Origin of the sequence: Bacillus sp. FSL H8-0534 (assembly GCF_038005885.1) — a bacterium.
In the GTDB taxonomy this organism is placed as follows: Bacteria; Bacillota; Bacilli; order Bacillales; family Bacillaceae_G; genus Bacillus_A; species Bacillus_A pseudomycoides.
On sequence record NZ_JBBOUC010000001.1, the window covers coordinates 3752877 to 3773093 of the forward strand.

General features: G+C 36.9%; 19 protein-coding genes and 2 pseudogenes. 13 read left to right on the plus strand and 8 right to left on the minus strand.

Features of this window, described 5'->3' with window-relative positions:
- Positions 1–243 precede the first annotated feature (243 nt).
- The 3 genes and pseudogenes from MHH71_RS18915 (at position 244) to MHH71_RS18925 (ending at position 3258) form a co-directional block, all read left to right on the plus strand.
- Complete coding sequence (locus MHH71_RS18915) at positions 244–1170, plus strand: N-acetylmuramoyl-L-alanine amidase family protein (protein WP_006096386.1); 927 nt, start codon at positions 244–246, stop codon at positions 1168–1170.
- A 342-nt stretch (positions 1171–1512) separates the two neighbouring features.
- On the plus strand, positions 1513–2235 hold the full coding sequence (locus tag MHH71_RS18920; RefSeq protein ID WP_006096385.1) for an N-acetylmuramoyl-L-alanine amidase family protein: 723 nt from the start codon (positions 1513–1515) through the stop codon (positions 2233–2235).
- 145 nt (positions 2236–2380) lie between these two features.
- Positions 2381–3258: pseudogene (locus MHH71_RS18925) on the plus strand (helix-turn-helix domain-containing protein).
- Positions 3259–3275: 17 nt separating this feature from the next.
- Here the strand turns inward: MHH71_RS18925 and MHH71_RS18930 are convergent.
- Entirely contained in the window at positions 3276–4523 is a 1248-nt protein-coding gene (locus MHH71_RS18930) for an MFS transporter (RefSeq protein ID WP_006096383.1), read from the minus strand.
- Between the two features lie 182 nt (positions 4524–4705).
- Complete coding sequence (locus MHH71_RS18935; protein WP_003201568.1) at positions 4706–5185, minus strand: GyrI-like domain-containing protein; 480 nt, start codon at positions 5183–5185, stop codon at positions 4706–4708.
- A 193-nt stretch (positions 5186–5378) separates the two neighbouring features.
- Here MHH71_RS18935 and MHH71_RS18940 point away from each other — a divergent pair.
- A pseudogene (locus MHH71_RS18940) lies at positions 5379–5645 on the plus strand (SDR family NAD(P)-dependent oxidoreductase); the annotation flags it as partial.
- A 113-nt stretch (positions 5646–5758) separates the two neighbouring features.
- Here the strand turns inward: MHH71_RS18940 and MHH71_RS18945 are convergent.
- Entirely contained in the window at positions 5759–6748 is a 990-nt protein-coding gene (locus MHH71_RS18945) for an NAD(P)/FAD-dependent oxidoreductase (protein WP_006096381.1), read from the minus strand.
- A 468-nt stretch (positions 6749–7216) separates the two neighbouring features.
- On the opposite strand from MHH71_RS18945, the gene MHH71_RS18950 reads away from it, so the two are divergent.
- Positions 7217–8425, plus strand: coding sequence for an NAD(P)/FAD-dependent oxidoreductase (locus MHH71_RS18950; RefSeq protein ID WP_016132155.1), 1209 nt, complete (start codon positions 7217–7219; stop codon positions 8423–8425).
- 91 nt (positions 8426–8516) lie between these two features.
- Here the strand turns inward: MHH71_RS18950 and MHH71_RS18955 are convergent, their stop codons facing one another.
- On the minus strand, positions 8517–8951 hold the full coding sequence (locus MHH71_RS18955) for a DUF5391 family protein (protein ID WP_018767485.1): 435 nt from the start codon (positions 8949–8951) through the stop codon (positions 8517–8519).
- Positions 8952–9194: 243 nt separating this feature from the next.
- On the opposite strand from MHH71_RS18955, the gene MHH71_RS18960 reads away from it, so the two are divergent.
- The 5 genes from MHH71_RS18960 (at position 9195) to MHH71_RS18980 (ending at position 12738) form a co-directional block, all read left to right on the plus strand.
- On the plus strand, positions 9195–9689 hold the full coding sequence (locus MHH71_RS18960; RefSeq protein WP_003201575.1) for an NUDIX domain-containing protein: 495 nt from the start codon (positions 9195–9197) through the stop codon (positions 9687–9689).
- Positions 9690–9704: 15 nt separating this feature from the next.
- Entirely contained in the window at positions 9705–10022 is a 318-nt protein-coding gene (locus tag MHH71_RS18965; RefSeq protein ID WP_006096380.1) for a YuiB family protein, read from the plus strand.
- 85 nt (positions 10023–10107) lie between these two features.
- On the plus strand, positions 10108–10734 hold the full coding sequence (locus MHH71_RS18970; protein ID WP_033799719.1) for a 3D domain-containing protein: 627 nt from the start codon (positions 10108–10110) through the stop codon (positions 10732–10734).
- Positions 10735–10803: 69 nt separating this feature from the next.
- Positions 10804–11178, plus strand: coding sequence for a DUF309 domain-containing protein (locus MHH71_RS18975; protein ID WP_006096378.1), 375 nt, complete (start codon positions 10804–10806; stop codon positions 11176–11178).
- Between the two features lie 75 nt (positions 11179–11253).
- Positions 11254–12738: a leucyl aminopeptidase gene (locus MHH71_RS18980; RefSeq protein WP_006096377.1), complete on the plus strand. Its 1485-nt coding sequence runs from the start codon at positions 11254–11256 to the stop codon at positions 12736–12738.
- A 38-nt stretch (positions 12739–12776) separates the two neighbouring features.
- Here MHH71_RS18980 and cdaS read toward each other — a convergent pair whose 3' ends face one another.
- Positions 12777–13382, minus strand: coding sequence for a sporulation-specific diadenylate cyclase CdaS (gene cdaS, locus MHH71_RS18985; RefSeq protein ID WP_018782846.1), 606 nt, complete (start codon positions 13380–13382; stop codon positions 12777–12779).
- Positions 13383–13525: 143 nt separating this feature from the next.
- Between cdaS and MHH71_RS18990 the strand changes: the two genes are divergently transcribed.
- Entirely contained in the window at positions 13526–15250 is a 1725-nt protein-coding gene (locus MHH71_RS18990) for a phospho-sugar mutase (protein ID WP_006096376.1), read from the plus strand.
- A gap of 192 nt (positions 15251–15442) precedes the next feature.
- Entirely contained in the window at positions 15443–16330 is an 888-nt protein-coding gene (gene galU / locus MHH71_RS18995) for a UTP--glucose-1-phosphate uridylyltransferase GalU (protein WP_003201589.1), read from the plus strand.
- Between the two features lie 39 nt (positions 16331–16369).
- Here galU and MHH71_RS19000 read toward each other — a convergent pair whose 3' ends face one another.
- Together MHH71_RS19000 and MHH71_RS19005 are read right to left on the minus strand one after the other, a co-directional pair.
- The gene (locus MHH71_RS19000; RefSeq protein ID WP_006096375.1) at positions 16370–16960 is read right to left on the minus strand and encodes a biotin transporter BioY; all 591 of its coding nucleotides are present in this window, start codon (positions 16958–16960) and stop codon (positions 16370–16372) included.
- A gap of 50 nt (positions 16961–17010) precedes the next feature.
- Positions 17011–17754: a DUF3298 and DUF4163 domain-containing protein gene (locus tag MHH71_RS19005; protein WP_033799196.1), complete on the minus strand. Its 744-nt coding sequence runs from the start codon at positions 17752–17754 to the stop codon at positions 17011–17013.
- 93 nt (positions 17755–17847) lie between these two features.
- Here MHH71_RS19005 and MHH71_RS19010 point away from each other — a divergent pair, with 93 nt between their 5' ends.
- A complete protein-coding gene (locus tag MHH71_RS19010) occupies positions 17848–18231 on the plus strand; it encodes a hotdog fold thioesterase (protein WP_006096373.1) in 384 nt (127 codons plus the stop codon).
- Between the two features lie 31 nt (positions 18232–18262).
- On the opposite strand, the gene MHH71_RS19015 is transcribed toward MHH71_RS19010, so the two are convergent.
- Positions 18263–19639: a glycine--tRNA ligase gene (locus MHH71_RS19015; protein WP_006096372.1), complete on the minus strand. Its 1377-nt coding sequence runs from the start codon at positions 19637–19639 to the stop codon at positions 18263–18265.
- Positions 19640–20217: the final 578 nt, after the last annotated feature.

The following is a 20217-nucleotide window of genomic DNA, read 5'->3' on the forward strand; positions in this document are numbered from 1 at the left end:
TATGCTTTCAAGTCATCAAAAAGGAGAAATTTCTATTATTTCATGACAACATATAGCGAATTTTAGAGCGTTATCAAACTTGCATAATTTAAAAAAATTCTCTAGTAATTTGTTTATAACAATCTATAGCTCATAACCATCTAGTAATTTGTTTGTACAAATATTACAAAAAAAACATTTAATTCGTTTGATAAAATTGGTAAAATAGTATAAACTATCTATTTTTTGAAAAGGGGAAAGAGAATGAAAAAGGGAAATAAAATGAAAAAGATGATTGCTACTTCTGTACTTTCTACTGCACTATTAATTCCAGCTATTGCTCATGCAGAAGAAAACAAGACGATTCAAAATTCTACTGCTACTCCTAAAGTTGCAAGTGTAAGTAAGGCTACTCAAGCAAAAGGATGGGTAAAACAACAGGGGAAATGGTACTACTATAAAAATGGGAAAAAGGTAACAGGTTGGTCATCTATTGGTGGTAAATGGTACTACTTTAGCTCTTATGGAATTATGCAAACAGGCTGGGTTTCCATTCAAGATAAAAAAACAGGGAAATATACATATTACTATCTCAATGAAAGTACGGGAGCAATGCACACAGGTTGGACGAAAGTAAATGGATCTTGGTATTTCTTCAATAATAATGGAGTAAAACAAACAGGCTGGCTATCCACTGGAGGAAAATGGTATTATCTTGGCGGTTACGGAATTATGGAGACAGGCTGGACTTCATTCAAAGATAAAAAAACAGGAAAATATACGTATTACTATCTTGATACAAACACTGGTGCTATGAAAACAGGTTGGGCGCAAATTAATGGATCTTGGTATTTCTTCAATAATAATGGAGTAAAACAAACAGGTTGGCTATCTACTGGTGGAAAATGGTATTACCTTGACTCATCCTTCGGAGAAATGAAAACTGGAAGAGTTTCTATAAACAACGTATATTACCACTTCGATAACACTGGTGCTATGCAAACCGGTTGGCAAAAATGGGGCAATTACTGGTACTACTTTAACCAAAATGGATCAGAATACAGAGGTTGGTTAAAACTTGGTGGAAGCTGGTACTACCTCGATGCTTCTTTTGGTGATATGAGAACAGGCTGGGTATTTATTAATAACAAATGGTACCATTTCAATAATAACGGTGTTTGGGTTGGTTAATTGTAAGAAATAGTCCTTATTGATAAGCAAGACAGGTCGCATGATGTAATGCGACCTGTTTTATTTTGCTAAAAAAAGATTCTGTCAATGAAAATGTCACCTTAAGGATGACATTTATATGATATGGAAGTTTCATCTTATAACAATCTATGTCATGCAATCATTGTAAATATAAACTTGTATGCTTTTATATTTTCTATCATGCTATCATGGCGTCGCTGCTACTAATTCTATAGTTATCGTACAATTTATTTGTATATATATTGTAAAAAAACATTTAATTTGTTTGATAAAATTGATAAAATAGTATAAATTATCTATTTTTTGAAAAGGGGAAAGAGAATGAAAAAGGGAAATAAAATGAAAAAGATGATTGCTACTTCTGTACTTTCTACTGCACTATTAATTCCAGCTATTGCTCATGCAGAAGAAAACAAGACGATTCAAAATTCTACTGCTACTCCTAAAGTTGCAAGTGTAAGTAAGGCTAGCCAAGCTAAAGGATGGGTAAAACAAAATGGAAACTGGTATTACTATGATAAAAATGGTAGGAAGGTAACAGGTTGGTTATCAACTGGAGGAAAATGGTACTACTTTAGCCCTTTTGGAATTATGCAAACCGGGTGGATGCCAATACAAGATAAAAAAACCAAGAAATATACATATTACTATCTTAATGAAAGCACGGGAGCAATGCACACAGGTTGGGTGCAAATTAAAGGATCTTGGTATTTCTTTAATAATAATGGAGCAAGACAAACAGATTGGTTATTAACTGGAGAGAAATGGTATTACCTTGGACCATACGGAATAATGGAAACAGGAAAACGTTTTATAAACAATACGTATTACTACTTTGATAACGGTGGGGCAATGCAAACAGGATGGCAAAAAATCAGTAATTACTGGCACTACTTTAACAGCAATGGATCTGAACACAAAGGCTGGTTAAAGCTTGATGGAAGCTGGTACTACCTTGATTCTTTTGGTACGATGGTAACGGGAACAAGATGGATTGATGGTAAATATTACAAATTTAATAATAATGGTGTTTGGATTGGTTAATGATAGATAGTAAGCGGGATTGATAAGGAAGACAGGTCGCATGATGTAATGCGACCTGTTTTTATGTTTTACGCTTTTAAATCATTAAATTAAAAAAATCGCCCATTCTGCTTTATCGCACCTATTTATATATGGGGTGATAAAAATGGGAACTTTCTATCATTTAATGAAAACATATAGCGAATTTCAAAGTAAAGAAGAGTTTAATACATACCAGCAGCAAATTTTAATCTGTTATCAAGCAAACATAAATAAAACGGACTTTTTAGTAATTCGTTTTTTAGGGAGATATGCGATTAATGAAAAGCAAAAAACAGTTGGAGTTGCTTGTCCGTTAATGGCAACAATTGCGACCAAAATAGGAAAAAGTATTCGTACGGTGCGTCGCTCTGTTGCCAAACTGGAGGAACTCGGGATTATTGAGCGGATTCCTACGAAAGAAAGATATAAGCGCGGGGGATATAGTGCGAACTTATATGTATTTCGTAAAGCAGCTGTTGACCGTATGGATGACCGTATGAAAATGACCGCATGTGAAAAGAGCCTACATGTAGAGGGGCGTAAGAAGGAAGAGGTGTCAGAGAAGGAGGAAACTATTCTTTTTAAAAACTTTTCTCAAGTACAAAAGAAAAGAGAAACGTATGAACTTGATGAAACATATTGTCGTCATGATATTCCAATTGCATTTGTAGATGCAATTGTTCCAATGTCGAGAAATCCACAAACGATTAATGTGCTTTGGAGTAAGGTGGAACTTGCTTATAAAAAGAGTGGTTTATTAGAACAAGGGGTGTTTTTTGAGCAATTGATTACGGATGAGGAGACTTGTACGCAACTTATCTGTCGTACGAAAAGTGTGGTAAGAGCGTATAAATGTGGGGAGATTCGTAAAGATGTTAGAGCACTTTTGTATAGTACGATGCGAGCTCTATTTTTAGATGTTGGATTAGAATGGGGGCGGCTATAAGAAGGAGCAGGAAGGTGACCTTATTTGATCCATTCAAAAAAGAGTCATGCGTATGATACATGACTCCCCTTGATTAATCGAATTTTCTTACAACAGGAACGCGAATCGCAACAAATAATACAAAGACAATCACTGCGATTGCGCCGCTTTTCATAATCGTCACAATCGGAATACCAGCTGCAAGTGCGAGTGATGTGAATGCATAGGAAAGCGGGATGAAGCCCATAGATGATAGCATCAGCAAGCTCATGACGCGCCCCATCATTTCTTCTTTGACAGTAGATTGAATCATCGCCATTAACGGAACGATAGCCATGGCAATTGTAATGCCGTAAAATGCGCCTGCTAATAATGCTTGCCAAAGTGCTATGCTGAAGTTAATGGATAAGAAGAAAACGCCAGATAACAGCATCATAATGATGCAAAACAAGCCGCGTCTACGATTAATGTTTTTAAGGCCAACAATGACAGCACCAATTGCCATTCCGCCTCCAACAGCTGCTTCTAAATAACTAAATTGAAGCGAGTCACCATGCAGTACATTTTTGATAAATAACGGGAAGCCAACTTGCATTGGTCCGATTAAAAATAGATTTAGAAAGGCGCTACAGATAAGAAATGTTGAAAGAAAAGGCGATTCCTTTACGTACAAAATGCCTTCTTTAATAGAGGTAAACATTCCTTTGTCTGTATCCGTTTTTTCTTGCAATGTAAATTGGATTTTTTGGACGAGTATAGCAGCAATAATGAGAAGCAGAATAGTAATAGTAAAAATGGTCTCATAGTTACTAAACTTGATGAGAATGCCACCGAGTACAGGTCCTAAAATTACGGATGCTTGGTTCGTCATTTGGGTAAGTGAATTCGCCTGTGTTAAACGATGTTTTTCTACAAGTTCAGGGAGAATGGAACCGTCTGCTGACCAAAAGAAGGCGTCCGCTAATCCGAAAAACAAAGCAAACAAAGCAAACGTATATAACGTTACATGACCAACGATAAACCAGATTAGAATTGTTGCGACAAGAAGTGCACGAATGATATTTGAGTAAAACATAATATTTTTTTTCGGAAATTTATCTGCGACAGCTCCGCCGACAATCATAAAGATAAGTCTTGGGACGCTAAGTGCAACAAAGACAACACCTAGTGAAGCTTCGAGATTTAATGTTTTCGCTATGTACCATGTTTGGGAAAAGGTAAAAAAAGCTAAAGCAAAGCTTGAAAATAGAGTAGCTGCCCAAAGAAATAGGAAGTTTGTATTTTGTAGTAAAGGTGTCCCGCCTTCTGTTGGAGCAGATTTGTTTTGTTGTAGTTCCTCCATATTGCTTCCTTTCTATGTAACAATTTTGAGTGGATATAAAATCCTGTTAACACTCGTTTTATACAGTTTCTAATATTTCTATACTGCACTTTTTCATTGTAGACAATAATAGCACATTTGCCCAGTGGATTTTTTAAGGCAAAAAAATAAAAAGATGCGAAAGCACCTTCTTATTATATGGTTTAGGCTAATGCAATATAGATATCAACTTGCACATTATTTGGATCCATCGCTCGTTCATCATACAATTCAAAGTCTGTTGTGAAAGCACGTTTGTTTTCTTTCGACCACTTCCAAATGTCTTGCCATGTTTCTACGATGACCTCTGATACTGGGCCTTTGCGAGTCGTAAATACCGCATATGTCTGGGCAGGTATTGTGAGAGATGTCATATTTTCAGGGATTGTGTCTAATGAAGAGACTGGCATACCGATTGTATATGTATAGGCTCCAGTTTCATCGGACTCATAGTTTGAATACAATGCTAGTGTTTCGCTTTGCTTCCTTTTGTTAGGAATTTGATCTGTTATTTGACCTTGGCAGTAGTCGGTCCATAGCTTGGGGATCTTTCCTTCAGTGGACATTTCAATTTCATTTTTTGTTGTAGCGGAGATGCCAATCGCTTGGAAAGCTTCTTTTTTAATAATCTTTGGTTGACTCATGTTTTATACTCCCCCTTTTCAAATAAGAACAAATGTTCTTATTTGATTGTACCATAATTATACAGATGAAGGGAAGAGGGAGATTTGTTTATCGAGGGGAACTTTTTTTGCTAGGGCAGAAAAAGGAGAATCCCCCACTTCAAAGCTCGTGTAGAGGGAGGTGTGGGTAGTTCAATAATTTGGAAGAAATGTTGCAGCAACAAAGTCCGCCATTCATACGATGACAAAATCGCTCGCTATTGCATTGGTACCTGACATTAGAGTAAACAGTATTGCTCCTGGTGCAGTTCATACGAGATGGTGGTCAGGTAATGAAGATAAGATGTACCAACTTGCGGGAACCTTGCCGCTTAACAGAATTTCAACACCAGAAGATAGTGCAGAAGCAGTCTTGTTTCAATTGACTCAAGAATCTATTACAGGACAAATATATACAATTGATAATAGACAGACGCTTTAAAATTATAAAGTATCTTAGCGTAATAAAATTCACCTAATGAGGTTTTTATCTATAGAATAAAGAAGCCGCAATTTCTGCTTTAGAAATTGCGGCTTTGCTATCATACTTATGGATTAAAACATACTAGAGCTATGCATTGGTTGTAGTTTTGCATTTGGATCGAAGTAAGCTTTTGCATTGTTTACTGCTGTTGGTGCTTCACCGAAGCCACATGCAATCAGCTTTACTTTTCCTTCATATGTACAAATGTCACCAGCTGCGTAAATACCAGGGATGTTCGTTTCCATTTTAGAGTTTACAACGATGCTGTTCTTTTGAATGTCTAGGCCCCAGTTTTTAATTGGACCAAGAGAAGAGACGAAGCCGTAGTTTACGATGACATCATCAACGTCAATAACAACTTTTTCTTCTGTTTTTACATGTTGCAGAACAACTTGTTCAATCTTGTCTTCACCAATTAATTCAACTGGAACATAAGGTGTTTTTACGTCTGCACGAGAGTTCGTTAAGTTTTCTACGCTGTGCTCATGAGCACGGAATTTATCACGGCGATGAACGATTGTTACTTGTTCAGCGATTGGCTCTAGCATCATTGTCCAGTCCACTGCAGAGTCACCGCCGCCAAATACAACGACGCGTTTTCCAGCGAATTTATTCATATCATCAACGAAGTAGTGTAAGTTTTTCTTTTCAAATTTCTCTACACTATCTAGTTCTAATCGGCGTGGTTGGAAGGCACCATTACCAGCTGTAATAATGACAGATTTAGAATAGTGTGTTCCTTTATTTGTTACAAGCTTAAATACGCCATCAGCTAGCTTTTCAAGTGTATCAACTGCTTCTTCTAAGCAAACAGTCGGTTCAAACTTTTTCATTTGTTCTTTTAAATTATCAACAAGTTCTTGCGCGCGTACTTTCGGGAATCCCGCTACGTCATAAATATATTTTTCAGGGTATAGTGCGGATAATTGTCCTCCAAGCTGCGGTAAGCTTTCAATAATTTTTACACTTGCCTGTCTCATTCCGCCATAAAACGCTGTGAATAATCCTGTTGGACCTCCACCGATAATCGTTATGTCGTAAACTTTTTGAATTTCTGTCACTATTTATTCCCCCTATAGATGGAATTTCGATATTGATTCCATATATTGTTCATATGTATACGGAAATCCTGCAAATAAGATTGCACTTTACAATAAAAATGATACCATATTTCAGTTTAGAATACTGCAAGAAATGACTGAATTATATGTAAGCTTGTGCATAGATAGGATGGAAATGTATAAAATATACCAAGTAGGAAAATACATGAAAAAAAGGCTGAAAAACCCTTGAAAACGCTATGTTATTTTAAAATATTGATAATTCTCTAGGTGCTTGAATTCTGAAATAAAACCGACTAATATAGGAAAGTATTATGTTAATTTTTTATGACAAATTTCGTAAGATTTTTTGAACACGTTTTGTTATGGTTAAGAATGTGAGGAATTCCACATTCTTGACAAAATAAGTGTTTAATACTTTGGTCTTATACTTATTTACTATTATATAAAGAAAAGGGTTGTGATTTAGTGAAAACTCCAAAAATCGTAGTTTTGGGTGCAGGTTATGGTGGGATGATTACGACTGTTCGTCTACAAAAAACATTATCTGTAAGTGAAGCTGAAATTACGTTAGTAAACAACAACAGCTATCACTACCAAGCAACTTGGTTACATGAAAGTGCAGCTGGCACATTACATCATGATAAAATCCGTCTCGACATTCAAGACGTTATTGATACAAATAAAGTAAACTTTGTACAAGATACAGTTGTAGAAATTAAAGCAGCTGAAAAACGCGTTATCTTAAAAAATGCTGAGTTAGAGTATGATTATTTAGTAATTGGTCTTGGGTTCGAGTCTGAAACATTTGGCATTAAAGGACTGAAAGAGCATGCATTCTCTATTACTAACATTAATGCCACTCGCCAAATTCGTGATCATATGGAATACAAGTTCTCTCAATATGCGACTGAAAAGCGCGATGAGTTAGTGACAATCGTTGTTGGTGGTGCAGGATTTACAGGTATCGAGTATGTAGGTGAGCTTGCAAACCGTATTCCTGAACTTTGCAAAGAGTATGATGTTCCACGTGAAAAAGCACGTATTATCTGTGTGGAAGCTGCTCCGTCGGCACTTCCTGGCTTCGATCCAGAATTAGTTGAGTACGCTGTAAAACAGTTAGAGAAAAAAGGTGTAGAATTCCGTATCGGCACGGCAATTAAAGAAGCAACTGAAGAAGGTATTCTAGTTGCGAACGGTGACGACGTAGAATTACTTAAATCTGAAACGGTTGTTTGGGCTGCGGGTGTTCGTGGTAATGGTATTGTGGAAGAGTCTGGTTTTGAAGCAATGCGCGGACGTATTAAAGTTGATGAGTATATGCACGCTCCAGGCCATGAAGATGTATTCATGGTTGGTGACGCAGCGTTAATTATTAATGAAGAGATTAACCGTCCATATCCTCCAACAGCACAAATTGCAATTCAACAAGGTTACAACATCGCACATAACTTATCCGTGTTAATTCGCGGTAAAGGCGAAATGAAAAAATTCGTGTTCGATAACAAAGGATCTGTATGTTCATTAGGACATGACGATGCAATGGGCGTTGTTATGGGTAAAAAGTTAACGGGATGGAAAGCTTCCTTCATGAAGAAAGTAATCGACAACCGTTACTTATTCTTACTTGGTGGACCTTTATTAGTTCTTAAAAAAGGTAAATTGAAGTTCTTTTAATATATAAATACAAATAGTAGAAAAAAGCAGAAACGGCTATGAGTCGTTTCTGCTTTTTTCATGTAATACAAGTTTTTCTTAAAGTTCTGTTTCAACGAACATTCAGTGTATAAGTGGACATTTTGTTTGATCGAAAAGCAACAAAAAACCAAATTATATTTGTGAGTGATACCGCCGAGCAAAAAATGATGACTCCTAAGACGGAAGAAAGGCTATAGTCATTTACGCGCATTATAATAAATACGGATGCAAGTATCACAAGATTTATGAATAGTCCCATACCGCAAAGAACTGCCATGATGAATCTCATTACCTTTATTCCTGCTATATAAAGAAGTAGAGGTACGACATAAAATACTAAAATCTCGCCGATTGATGTCCACATCCCTAAAGAGTTAAATTTATTTGCATTAGATCCTAAATCTGAGAGTGGAGAAAGGGAAGCTGAGACTAATACAGAGCAGAAGAGTAATGCAGAAACTAAGGTTACGAATACAATACCGGATTTCTTTGATTGATTTCTCATAATTTTTCACACTCCTTTCTCAATGATTATTTGCGGAGCAGCATCCAAAGAAGAACTTTGAAGAAATTCAAGGTGTTTTTTACAAAGAATTCCTACCCTATATTCTCATTATATCAAATATATGGAAAATGAGTTAACTCCATAAGGAATAAGGAAGATTATATTATTCTTACTGAAAAATATAGTATAATACATAGAAAAGAATGAATATTCTGTTGTTTCAGCTGAAAGGAGTTTTACATCATGGGGAAGCGTGGGAATGTTTGGCTAGCTGTAAGTGGACTTGTAGCCACAAAAGATGGTCGCTGGCTCTTCGTTAAGAAAAAATACGGAGGCTTAAAAGGGAAATGGTCATTGCCCGCTGGTTTCGTAAATGAGGGCGAAACAATTGACCAAGCTGTTAAGCGTGAAATTTTAGAAGAGACAGGTATTGTTGCACATGTAAAAGGAGTGATTGGCATTCGTTCTGGTGTCATACGTGATGAGATTAGTGATAATATGATTATTTTTCTACTGGAACCAGAAGGAGAAAAAGTTATTGTTCAAGAAGATGAGCTGTTTGAAGTAGCGTTTTTAAATCCTAATGATATTGCAGACGATCAAAATACTTCTATATTAGTTCGATATTTATTAGAAGGGAATACGGCACAGCTTCTTGAGATGGATGCAACATTAAATCCAGGAGATCAATTTGGATATACATCTTATCATGTATTTACGGCAGGGGATAAGAAATAGAAGGAGTGGGGAAACATGAGTATTCCAGTATTACTAATTTCAATGATGCTGTTTTTTATTTTATTTTTTGGAATTGGATTTTTACTCAATATGATTTTACGTGCTACTTGGGTGATGGTTATCATTTATCCGATTGTTTGTATACTGATCATTAATAAAGCAGGTGTCTGGGATTACTTTTCAAAACCGAAAGAAACATTTTCTTCATTTGGAACAAGTGTCTCGCATCTTGGACAAGCCGATCTTTTTATTTTATCAACTGGATTAATCGGGGCAATTTTGTCTGGTGTTGTGATAAAGAAACTACGTCAAAGCGGGTATCAAATGTTTTAATCTCCAGTTTTCTGGGGATTATTTTTTTGCATATTTCTACATCATATGGGGAATGACTAACGATGAAGGAGTGTGGAATATTAAAATGTTAAAACGATATGGTATTCGCATTATGATGACTTGTTTACTTGTAGCAGCATTATGTGTGACATGGCAAGCGTTCACAGGAGTCTCTCTACTAGAGGTTGTAAAAACATATCAAGAAGGCAATGTAAAAGAAGTACATGCAGCAGAAAGAGGGCAACAAGTTGTTCCGAGTAAAGAAGTGATAAATGCTTTAGAACAGGGAAAAGACTGGTCTAAATATCGTGTAATGGAAATGACAGCAACTGGTTATACGTCAGGGATAGAATCAACCGGTAAAAGACCTGGGCATCCGGAGTATGGCATTACATATTCAGGTGTGAAGGCAAAAAGGGATATATATTCTACAATCGCAGCTGACTTACGTGTGTTTCCGATTGGGACCATTCTTTTTGTACCAGGCTATGGATATGGTGTGGTAGCAGATAAAGGCGGAGCCATAAAAGGAAATAGACTCGATTTATATTATGAAACTGTTCAGGATGTATATAGTGAGTGGGGCAAGAAAAAAGTAAATGTATATGTAGTGAAAATGGGGAGCGGTAAGTTAACAGAAGAACAGTTAACGATGCTCAATCAAGATGAAACGCTGCAAGTATTCCGCGGTCAATATTTGAAACAGAAATAGTCTAGTGAGATTGACACTAGACTTTTTTATTTGTCTTCATTCACAATATAAGAAAAACGAGGTGCGGAAGTGGAAGACTATCCTTTGGCGTATTATGAGTTTTTCGTGAAATATAATGAAGAAGATTATTATACGTGCCATGATTTACTCGAAGAAATGTGGCTAGAAGAGCGGAGCAATTTATTTTTAAAAGGCTTATTACAGATGGTAGTTGCTCAGTATCATTACAGCTATGGAAATGTAAAAGGAGCGCGGCTTATGTTGGAAGTGGCGGAGCAATATTTGAGGCCGTACTGCCCTTTGTATTGGAATTTAGATGTGAACGGAGTCGTGGTATTTATTCAAAGTTGCCGGAAAATCATACCTGAAAAGGTAGAGAAAGTCCCATATGAACAAATACATAATTTACCGTCATTACCGGAGCACATTCTATATATGAAGTGAAAGAGAAGTTAGAATTATCGCATTTTAGGGAAAATGCAGTTATAATGACAATAGAGAAATCTAGGGGGGCTGAACATGTTTCAAGTACAAAAAGAATTAGCAAGCCATGAAGCAGTAATCGTTGCTTTATTTGAAGAAGAGAAAACGAGCGGCTTTGTACAAGAATTGGACAAAGCATTTGAAGGACAATTACAAGTTTTATTAGAAGAGAAAGAGCTTAGTGCAAAGAAAAAATCCATTTCCAAACTACATAGCTTAGGAAAAACAAATGTAAAACGCTACTATTTTGTCGGTCTTGGCAAAAAAGAAGCATACTCAACAGAAACATTACGTACTTCACTTAGTAAAGCATTTAAAACATTAAAAGCTGACAAAGTAAAAGATGCAGCAATTTTACTTGATTCTTTCGTAACTGATAAGTTAGACGCAATTGATGTTGCGCATATTGCCAATGAAGTATCTTGCCTTGGTACATATGATTTACAAACATATAAAACGGACAAAAAAGAAAGTGTAGAGTTAGAAAACTTTACGGTTATTACAGCAGAAGATGCAAAAGAAATCGAAGCTGCATTAACAGTAGGGTATGTGCATGGACGTGCGACAAATTCAGCTCGTACACTTGTAAATATGCCGCCAAACGTATTAACAGCAACAAAACTTGCAGAGTATGCAGTTGAATTAGCTGAGAAATATGATATGGATTATAAAGTACTTGAGAAAGAAGAGATGGAAGAGCTTGGTATGGGTGCATTACTTGCAGTAAACCAAGGTTCTACAGAGCCACCAAAAATGATTGCTCTTATTTATAAAGGAAAAGAAGAGTGGACGGATGTTATCGGATTTGTGGGAAAAGGGATTACATATGATACAGGGGGCTACTCTTTAAAACCACGTGAAGGTATGGTTGGCATGAAAGGTGATATGGGCGGCGCTGCAGCTGTTCTTGGGGCAATGGAAATTATCGGAGAACTTCGCCCAGAACAAAACGTAGTTGCTGTTATCCCATCAACAGATAATGTTGTGAGCGGTACAGCATTTAAGCCAGATGATGTGATTACATCTATGAGCGGTAAAACAATTGAAGTATTAAATACAGATGCAGAAGGCCGTCTAGCATTAGCTGATGGTATTACGTATGCGAAGAAACTTGGTGCGAACTATCTTGTTGATATTGCAACGTTAACAGGCGGTGTCATTGTAGCGCTTGGAAACCATACAACGGGTGCAATGACAAACAATGAAACATTGTTTGAACAAGTGCTAGAAGCATCGATGGAAACAGATGAGCCGATTTGGCAATTACCGATTTTCGAGCGCGATAAAGAGCGTGTTCGTAACAGTAAATTCGCAGATTTAAATAACTCACCAGGCCGTGAAGGTCATGCGGTAATGGCGGGAACATTCCTTGGTGAGTTTGCAGAAGAAACGCCATGGGTACATTTAGATATCGCTGGAACTTCTGATACAACGAGTGCACATGATTTGGGGCCAGCAGGAGCAACAGGTGCAATGGTTCGTACACTTGCAACACTGGTTGACCGTTTTGGAGAAGAATAAGAGGTTTTTGAAAAGGCAGCGGATTACGCTGCCTTTTCTTATAAAGAAATGGTATATAACGTTCCGTTTAACGCAAAAGATGTGCGGCCTGTTTCTTCAGAGACAACTAATATGAGTGCATCGCTTTTTTCAGATAAACCTATTGCAGCTCGGTGGCGTGTTCCAAGTTTTGAATCAATCTCTATATTTTTTGTTAAAGGGAGAATGTTCGCTGCTGAAACAATATGATTACTTCTAATGAGAATAGCTCCGTCATGAAGAGGATTTCCTGGATAAAAGATAGATTCCAGTAGTGGAACGGTTAAATAAGCTTCAAGTCTTGTTCCAGTTTGAATAAGGGAATCAAGTGAATCATTTCTTTCTACAACAATTAAGGCACCATGTTTCCTATCACCTAAATGATGAATTGCTGTTGTAAGGGGAGCGTAACCTGATGTAAATGGTGATAAATATGCCTTTAAATAATAAGAAGCTGCTAGGGTTTGAACATTGCTTAGTAGATGATGAATTTCTTCCATTTTACATAAAATGCACTCACCGTCTTGTTCAACCGTTTGTTTCATGCTCCGTAATTCCGCTTCTACAACCTCAATCATTTGTTTCGTTTTTATTTTTAACTCGTCTGATAATCCCCATTCTTCCATTTTTCTCACCTTTTTGTTTGAATTATATAGCATTAGTGTGTGCAAATCACAATAGTAAAATCCTGCTATACTTTAAAATATATTGAGATACTTGTCGTTTTTTTCATATAATGTAGTTATGACATGCGAGAGGAGATAAGAAAATGGATTGGAAACAAGAATATAGTCGCTGGCTTTCCTATGTAAACTTAGATGCAGAACTAAAAGAACAGCTAGAAAATATGAAGCAGGATGAAAAGAAAATAGAAGATAGCTTCTATAAAAACTTAGAATTCGGTACAGGTGGTATGCGCGGAGAACTTGGTGCTGGTACGAACCGTTTAAACGTATATACAGTTCGAAAAGCAACAAAAGGATTGGCGCACTTTATTGAAAAATTAGGTGAAGAAGCGAAGAAACGTGGCGTTGTTGTCGCGTATGATTCTCGTCATAAATCACCTGAATTTGCAATGGAAGTAGCAGCTACCCTTGGTGCGCATGGCATTACAACATATGTATTTGAAAGTTTACGCCCAACGCCAGTACTTTCTTTCGCAGTGCGTTATTTACATACAGTAAGTGGAATCGTTCTTACGGCAAGTCATAATCCACCTGAATATAACGGTTATAAAGTATATGGAGAAGATGGTGGACAATTGCCTCCGAAAGAAGCAGACGAATTAATTAGCTACGTAAATGAAGTAGAAGATGAATTAACAGTAGAAGTTGCTGATGTGGAACAATTGAAAGCGGATGGCTTATTACATATCATTGGACAAGAAGTAGATGATGCATATTTAGAACAGTTAAAAACAGTCATCATCAATAAAGAAATGGTACAAGAAATTGGAAAAGATTTAAAAATCGTCTTTACACCACTACATGGAACATCCAATATTCCAGCGCGTCGTGGTTTAGAAGCAGTTGGATTTACAGACGTAACAGTCGTAAAAGAACAGGAGTTACCAGATCCAAACTTTTCAACAGTAAAATCACCAAACCCAGAAGAGCACGCAGCGTTTGAACTTGCGATTCGTGATGGAGAAAAAGTGGGAGCGGATGTGCTAATCGCAACAGATCCAGATGCAGATCGTCTTGGCGTAGCTGTTCGTAATCACGCTGGTGAGTATCAAGTGTTAACAGGAAACCAAACGGGTGCGTTAATGCTTGATTACTTATTATCACAAAAGAAACAAAACGGTACACTTCCAGAAAACGGTGTTGTGTTAAAAACAATCGTAACTTCTGAAATTGGTCGTACAATTGCGAAAGCGTATGGCTTAGATACAGTAGATACATTAACTGGATTTAAATTTATCGGTGAGAAGATTAAGCAGTATGAAGAAAGTGGACAATATGAATTTCAATTTGGCTATGAAGAAAGTTATGGCTATTTAATTCGTCCATTCTGCCGTGATAAAGATGCAGTACAATCTGTTTTATTTGCATGTGAAGTTGCAGCATATTATAAATCACAAGGCAAAACGTTATACAATGGTTTATTAGAAGTGTTTGCGAAATACGGTTTCTTCCGTGAAGACCTTGTATCGTTAACGCTAAAAGGAAAAGATGGTGCAGAGAAAATTCAAGAGATGATGGCATCATTCCGTGAAAATCCACCAAAAGAAGTGGCTGGCTTAACAGTGAATTCTGTAGAAGATTATAAAGCAAGCATCATTACATCACTAATAGATGGAAATAAGGAAGAAATTCACTTACCGAAATCAAATGTGTTAAAATATCAATTAGCGGATGGTTCTTGGTTCTGCCTACGTCCATCTGGAACAGAGCCAAAAATCAAGTTTTATTTTGGTGTGAAAGATGATTCCTTACAAAATAGTGAACAAAAGTTACTTGCTATTAAAGAAGATATCATGAATCGTTTATAATGAGATAGAGTGTTACTTCCATTAATGGAGGAAGAAAGAGGAGAACGTAGAACGGCCTCCTCTTTTCTTGCATATGGAAAAAAATTCGCTTGCTGAAGGTGGATGAAAGGTTCACTTTATAGAAAATAGAGAATTACACCATACAATAAGAAAAGGTACTGGACGATTAGAACAGAAAAGAGGGTATTTGTTATGAAAAAAGTGAGAAAAGCGATTATTCCCGCTGCGGGATTAGGAACGCGTTTTTTACCGGCAACAAAAGCGATGCCGAAAGAAATGCTTCCAATTGTAGATAAGCCAACGATTCAATACATTGTAGAAGAAGCTGTGGCATCTGGAATTGAAGATATTATTATCGTTACTGGTAAAGGAAAGCGCTCTATTGAAGATCATTTCGATAATGCGTTCGAATTAGAACAAAACTTATTAGAGAAGAAAAAATATGAGTTACTTGAAAAAGTACAAGCTTCTTCTAAAATGGTTGATATTCATTATATCCGTCAAAAAGAGCCAAAAGGATTAGGGCATGCGGTTTGGTGTGCACGTAAGTTTATTGGTGATGAACCATTCGCTGTTTTATTAGGTGATGATATTGTTCAAGCTGAAAAACCATGTTTACGTCAATTAATTGACGAATATGATAAAACACTTTCTTCTGTTATTGGTGTGCAAACAGTTCCAGAAGCAGAAACACATCGTTATGGAATTATTGATCCACTAGAACAAGAAGGTCGTCGTTATCAAGTTCGAAAGTTTGTTGAGAAGCCAGCGCAAGGTACAGCTCCTTCAAACTTAGCGATTATGGGACGCTACATCTTAACACCTGAAATCTTTATGTTCTTAGAAAACCAGAATGTTGGTGCAGGTGGTGAAATTCAATTAACAGATGCAATCCAAAGTTTAAATGAAATTCAACGTGTATTTGCTTATGACTTTGAAGGAAAGCGTTACGATGTTGGGGAAAAATTAGGCTTTGTTCAAACGACAATTGAAATGGCACTTCAGCATGAAGAATTAAGAGATGATATGCTTGTTATGATGAAGGAAATTTTAGAAGAACAAATGAAACAAGAGTCTTAATACAAAAAGGAGCTACTTCAAGTAGCTCCTTTTTCGTTATTATAGTCTCGAATGAGAATGCTGATAAGCAGAACGACGTACAGCATAATATATGCGAGGTGAGATGATAGCACCGATAATTGTAAAGATCATATCTTTAACCGCGAACCACATCATAATTGTCCAAGCCGCTTTGTAACTCATATTTCCGCCCATCCAGAAGTTTACAGCTGCATACATATAAGTAGTACCAATGATATAGGTTAAAATAATTCCTGTAAAAGACGCGATTGCAAAGGTACTGAATTGTGGTTTTTCTCTTTGTTCTACTAGTTTTCCTGATACGTAAGCAACGATAATGAATGCGATAATAAAACCACCAGTAGGATCTAAAAGTGCGCCAAATCCAGCTTTGAACTGCGCGAAAATTGGTGCTCCTGCAATACCGACAAGCATATAAACAGTCATAGATAAGGCCCCAAGTCTGCTTCCAAGAAGAAGACCTGCTAAAATTGCGAAAAATGGTTGCATGGAAAGTGGAATACCAGCCACTTGTAAAAACGGTGCCCAGGATACGATATTCGCACCAATCGCCATGAGCGCAACAAACATGGCAGCTAGTGCTAAATCTAAAGCACGTAATTGTCTCATATTGTTAACCTCCAGTTGTTATTTGGTTAACAATATAGTAGCGAATCCATTTATCCGTTGTCAATTAAAATGTTTTGGTAGTTAGGCTTTAGTGCTTCTCTAAGTAAAGTGTATGGAATGCGAAATTGTGGAATACCGCTTGAGTAAGGAGCTATTTCATATAATGAGAAATAGATGACAAGATGATCGGGTTCCAAATAATAGTTAAATTTCTTTGTACTCATGACTTTTTCAGTTGCATCTGGAAAATAGATACTTTCATTTTGCTTAATTTGTCTAACGATTTCTGTGCGGATGATATCTTGATACGTACTGTCTTTTTGAAATAAGTCGTCCAAATTAAGTAATCTTTTTTCATTTAAATCAAATGTATTCGCCTTCCATGTATATAGTCCGTGTGCTCCGCCTGTATACTGATAATAATTTACATAGAGACTGAGTAAGGGAGATTTTTGCAATGTTACTTTATAGTCAACATTTGCAACATATGGATGAAAAGGAGCATTTGATTCCTGAGCCTCTGTATAATATTTTTTTGCTTCTTTCGCTAATGTTGTTTTAAAACGATCAGTAGTTGTTTTATAGTATGTATTCAACTTTTTTTGAAATTTTGTATCGTAAAAATTACTAAAATAAGGTCTGCTAATTTGATATTCAAGATAAGGTTTCTTACCTTTTTGTGTGACAGGCTTAATATCGATTGTCAGGTTAGAAGGGTGGGCTGCATTCGTATAATTTGGTACAATAATGAGCAAGGAGACTAAGAGTAATAGAATATAGAATTTGTTTTTCATGTAGATAGAACCTCCTTATATAAGTGCTATAGGTAGTTTGAAAATAAATAGGGAAAATTATACATTTTTAAACAAGAAAAAGGAGGAAGTAGTATGTCGAAAACATTAATGGATGCACTTGGGATTGAGCTGTTAGAAATGACAGAAGAAAAAGTAGTAGCAACTATGCCAGTAGATGGACGCACACATCAACCATTTGGTTTTTTACATGGTGGCGCATCAGTTGCATTAGCAGAAACTGTAGCGAGCGTAGGCTCCTATAATTTAATTGATCAAGAAAAGTGTATTTGTTTTGGTCTTGAAATAAATGCGAATCATATTCGCGCGAAACGCGATGGAATCGTAACAGCAATCGGTACGCCGATTCATAAAGGACAAACAACAATGGTTTGGGATGTGCGCATCATTGATGAAAATGATGATTTACTTTGCATTTCAAGATGTACAGTTGCAATTAAAGAGAAGCGTGAGCAATAAAAGAGGCTGCCCAGAGGCAGCCTTTCTATCATTAGAACTGGATTTTCTTCTCTAAGAAGCCTTTTAGTTCGCTAATTGGCATACGAACTTGCTCCATTGTGTCACGGTCACGTACTGTAACAGCTTTGTCTTCAACTGAGTCGAAGTCATAAGTGATACAGAATGGTGTACCGATTTCGTCTTGACGACGGTAACGTTTACCGATAGAACCAGTTTCGTCAAAGTCTACCACGAAGTCTTTTGCTAGTTCTGCGAACACTTCCCCAGCGCCTTCAGATAGCTTTTTAGATAGTGGTAAGATTGCTGCTTTGTATGGTGCTAAAGCAGGGTGGAAACGAAGAACTGTACGAGAGTCGTTTTCTAATTGTTCCTCTTCGTATGCATCACATAAGAATGCTAATGTTACGCGGTCTGCGCCAAGAGATGGTTCGATGCAGTATGGTACGTAACGTTCGTTCGTTTGTGGATCGATATAGTTAAAGTCCTCGTTAGAATGTTCCATGTGACGTTTTAAGTCGAAGTCTGTACGAGATGCAACGCCCCAAAGTTCGCCCCAGCCGAATGGGAATTTAAATTCGATATCTGTTGTTGCGTTACTGTAGTGAGATAACTCTTCCTCACCGTGGTCACGAAGACGCATGCTTTCTTCGTGCATACCAAGTGATAGTAACCAGTTTTTACAAGTGTTACGCCAGAATGTGAACCACTCTAAATCTTCACCAGGTTTACAGAAGAATTCAAGCTCCATTTGTTCGAATTCACGTGTACGGAATGTGAAGTTACCAGGTGTAATTTCGTTACGGAAACTTTTACCGATTTGGCCAATACCAAATGGAAGTTTTTTACGCATAGAGCGTTGTACGTTTTTGAAGTTTACGAAAATACCTTGTGCTGTTTCAGGGCGAAGGAAGATTTCGTTTGTGCTAGATTCTGTAACACCTTGGAATGTTTTAAACATTAAGTTGAACTGACGGATTTCAGTGAAGTCTTCGCTACCGCAATCTGGGCATTTTACTTCATGTTCTTTCATTAATCCAGCCATTTGATCGAAAGTAAGACCATCAACGATCATTTCGATGCCTTTTGCATCTAAAGCATCTTCAATTAATTTATCAGCACGGTGACGCGCTTTACATTTTTTACAGTCAATCATTGGATCGTTAAAGTTACCAACATGACCAGAAGCTACCCAAGTTTTTGGGTTCATTAAAATCGCTGCGTCTAAACCAACGTTGTATGGAGATTCTTGAATAAATTTTTTCCACCAAGCTTTTTTAACGTTATTTTTTAATTCGATACCAAGTGGACCGTAATCCCAAGTGTTTGCAAGACCACCATAAATTTCAGAACCAGGGAAAACAAAACCGCGATGCTTCGCTAAGTTTACAACTTGTTCCATTGAATACATAATAAAATCCTCCTTTTAAAAGTTAACGTATTGGCGATGACTGGATGTACTTGTTGAATGGCAATTTCTCGAGCAAGCCGCTTGCGCCTTGAAATACAAAAAAGCTCGTCTCTAGGCATTTTTGCCTAGGGACGAGCTTGTATACCCGCGGTTCCACCCTAGTTGATGTGTGCGTAAACACACATCCACTTTATCACGTATTGCTCGAGACTGCCGTTTCCTTGCTTTTTCAGGCTTTCACTATCCCTGAATCGCTTTTTGTGCAAGTACTTATAAGTCTGTCATCGCTACTATATTTTATAATAATGACCATATTCTATCATGTTCCTTTTTAAATCACAATAGAGGAACGATTGTATCTGTATAAATACAAATTGAAAAAAGGATAGAAAACCTTTCTTTTTTAGATGGGAGAGAGCGTCCGCCCATGGCTAGAAGCGGACAGTGACTTTTTTAGCCCCATACCAAGTGAAAACAAAAGGAGAAAATAAGTGGATATCTTCTTTTGTTTTCATGGCAGGGACTGCTATGTTGGAAAATCAAGATGGATATATATGATAGAGTTTCGCCTATTTTAC

Coding starts and splice junctions, on each gene's coding strand:
- MHH71_RS18965 (WP_006096380.1), top strand. CDS start 9,705: ATGAGTATTCCAGTATTACTAATTTCAATGATGCTGTTTTTTATTTTA.
- MHH71_RS18990 (WP_006096376.1), top strand. CDS start 13,526: ATGGATTGGAAACAAGAATATAGTCGCTGGCTTTCCTATGTAAACTTA.
- MHH71_RS18915 (WP_006096386.1), top strand. CDS start 244: ATGAAAAAGGGAAATAAAATGAAAAAGATGATTGCTACTTCTGTACTT.
- MHH71_RS19015 (WP_006096372.1), bottom strand. CDS start 19,639: ATGTATTCAATGGAACAAGTTGTAAACTTAGCGAAGCATCGCGGTTTT.
- MHH71_RS18960 (WP_003201575.1), top strand. CDS start 9,195: ATGGGGAAGCGTGGGAATGTTTGGCTAGCTGTAAGTGGACTTGTAGCC.
- galU (WP_003201589.1), top strand. CDS start 15,443: ATGAAAAAAGTGAGAAAAGCGATTATTCCCGCTGCGGGATTAGGAACG.
- MHH71_RS19005 (WP_033799196.1), bottom strand. CDS start 17,754: ATGAAAAACAAATTCTATATTCTATTACTCTTAGTCTCCTTGCTCATT.
- MHH71_RS18920 (WP_006096385.1), top strand. CDS start 1,513: ATGAAAAAGGGAAATAAAATGAAAAAGATGATTGCTACTTCTGTACTT.
- MHH71_RS18980 (WP_006096377.1), top strand. CDS start 11,254: ATGTTTCAAGTACAAAAAGAATTAGCAAGCCATGAAGCAGTAATCGTT.
- MHH71_RS19000 (WP_006096375.1), bottom strand. CDS start 16,960: ATGAGACAATTACGTGCTTTAGATTTAGCACTAGCTGCCATGTTTGTT.
- MHH71_RS18970 (WP_033799719.1), top strand. CDS start 10,108: ATGTTAAAACGATATGGTATTCGCATTATGATGACTTGTTTACTTGTA.
- MHH71_RS18935 (WP_003201568.1), bottom strand. CDS start 5,185: ATGAGTCAACCAAAGATTATTAAAAAAGAAGCTTTCCAAGCGATTGGC.
- cdaS (WP_018782846.1), bottom strand. CDS start 13,382: ATGGAAGAATGGGGATTATCAGACGAGTTAAAAATAAAAACGAAACAA.
- MHH71_RS18930 (WP_006096383.1), bottom strand. CDS start 4,523: ATGGAGGAACTACAACAAAACAAATCTGCTCCAACAGAAGGCGGGACA.
- MHH71_RS18955 (WP_018767485.1), bottom strand. CDS start 8,951: ATGAGAAATCAATCAAAGAAATCCGGTATTGTATTCGTAACCTTAGTT.
- MHH71_RS19010 (WP_006096373.1), top strand. CDS start 17,848: ATGTCGAAAACATTAATGGATGCACTTGGGATTGAGCTGTTAGAAATG.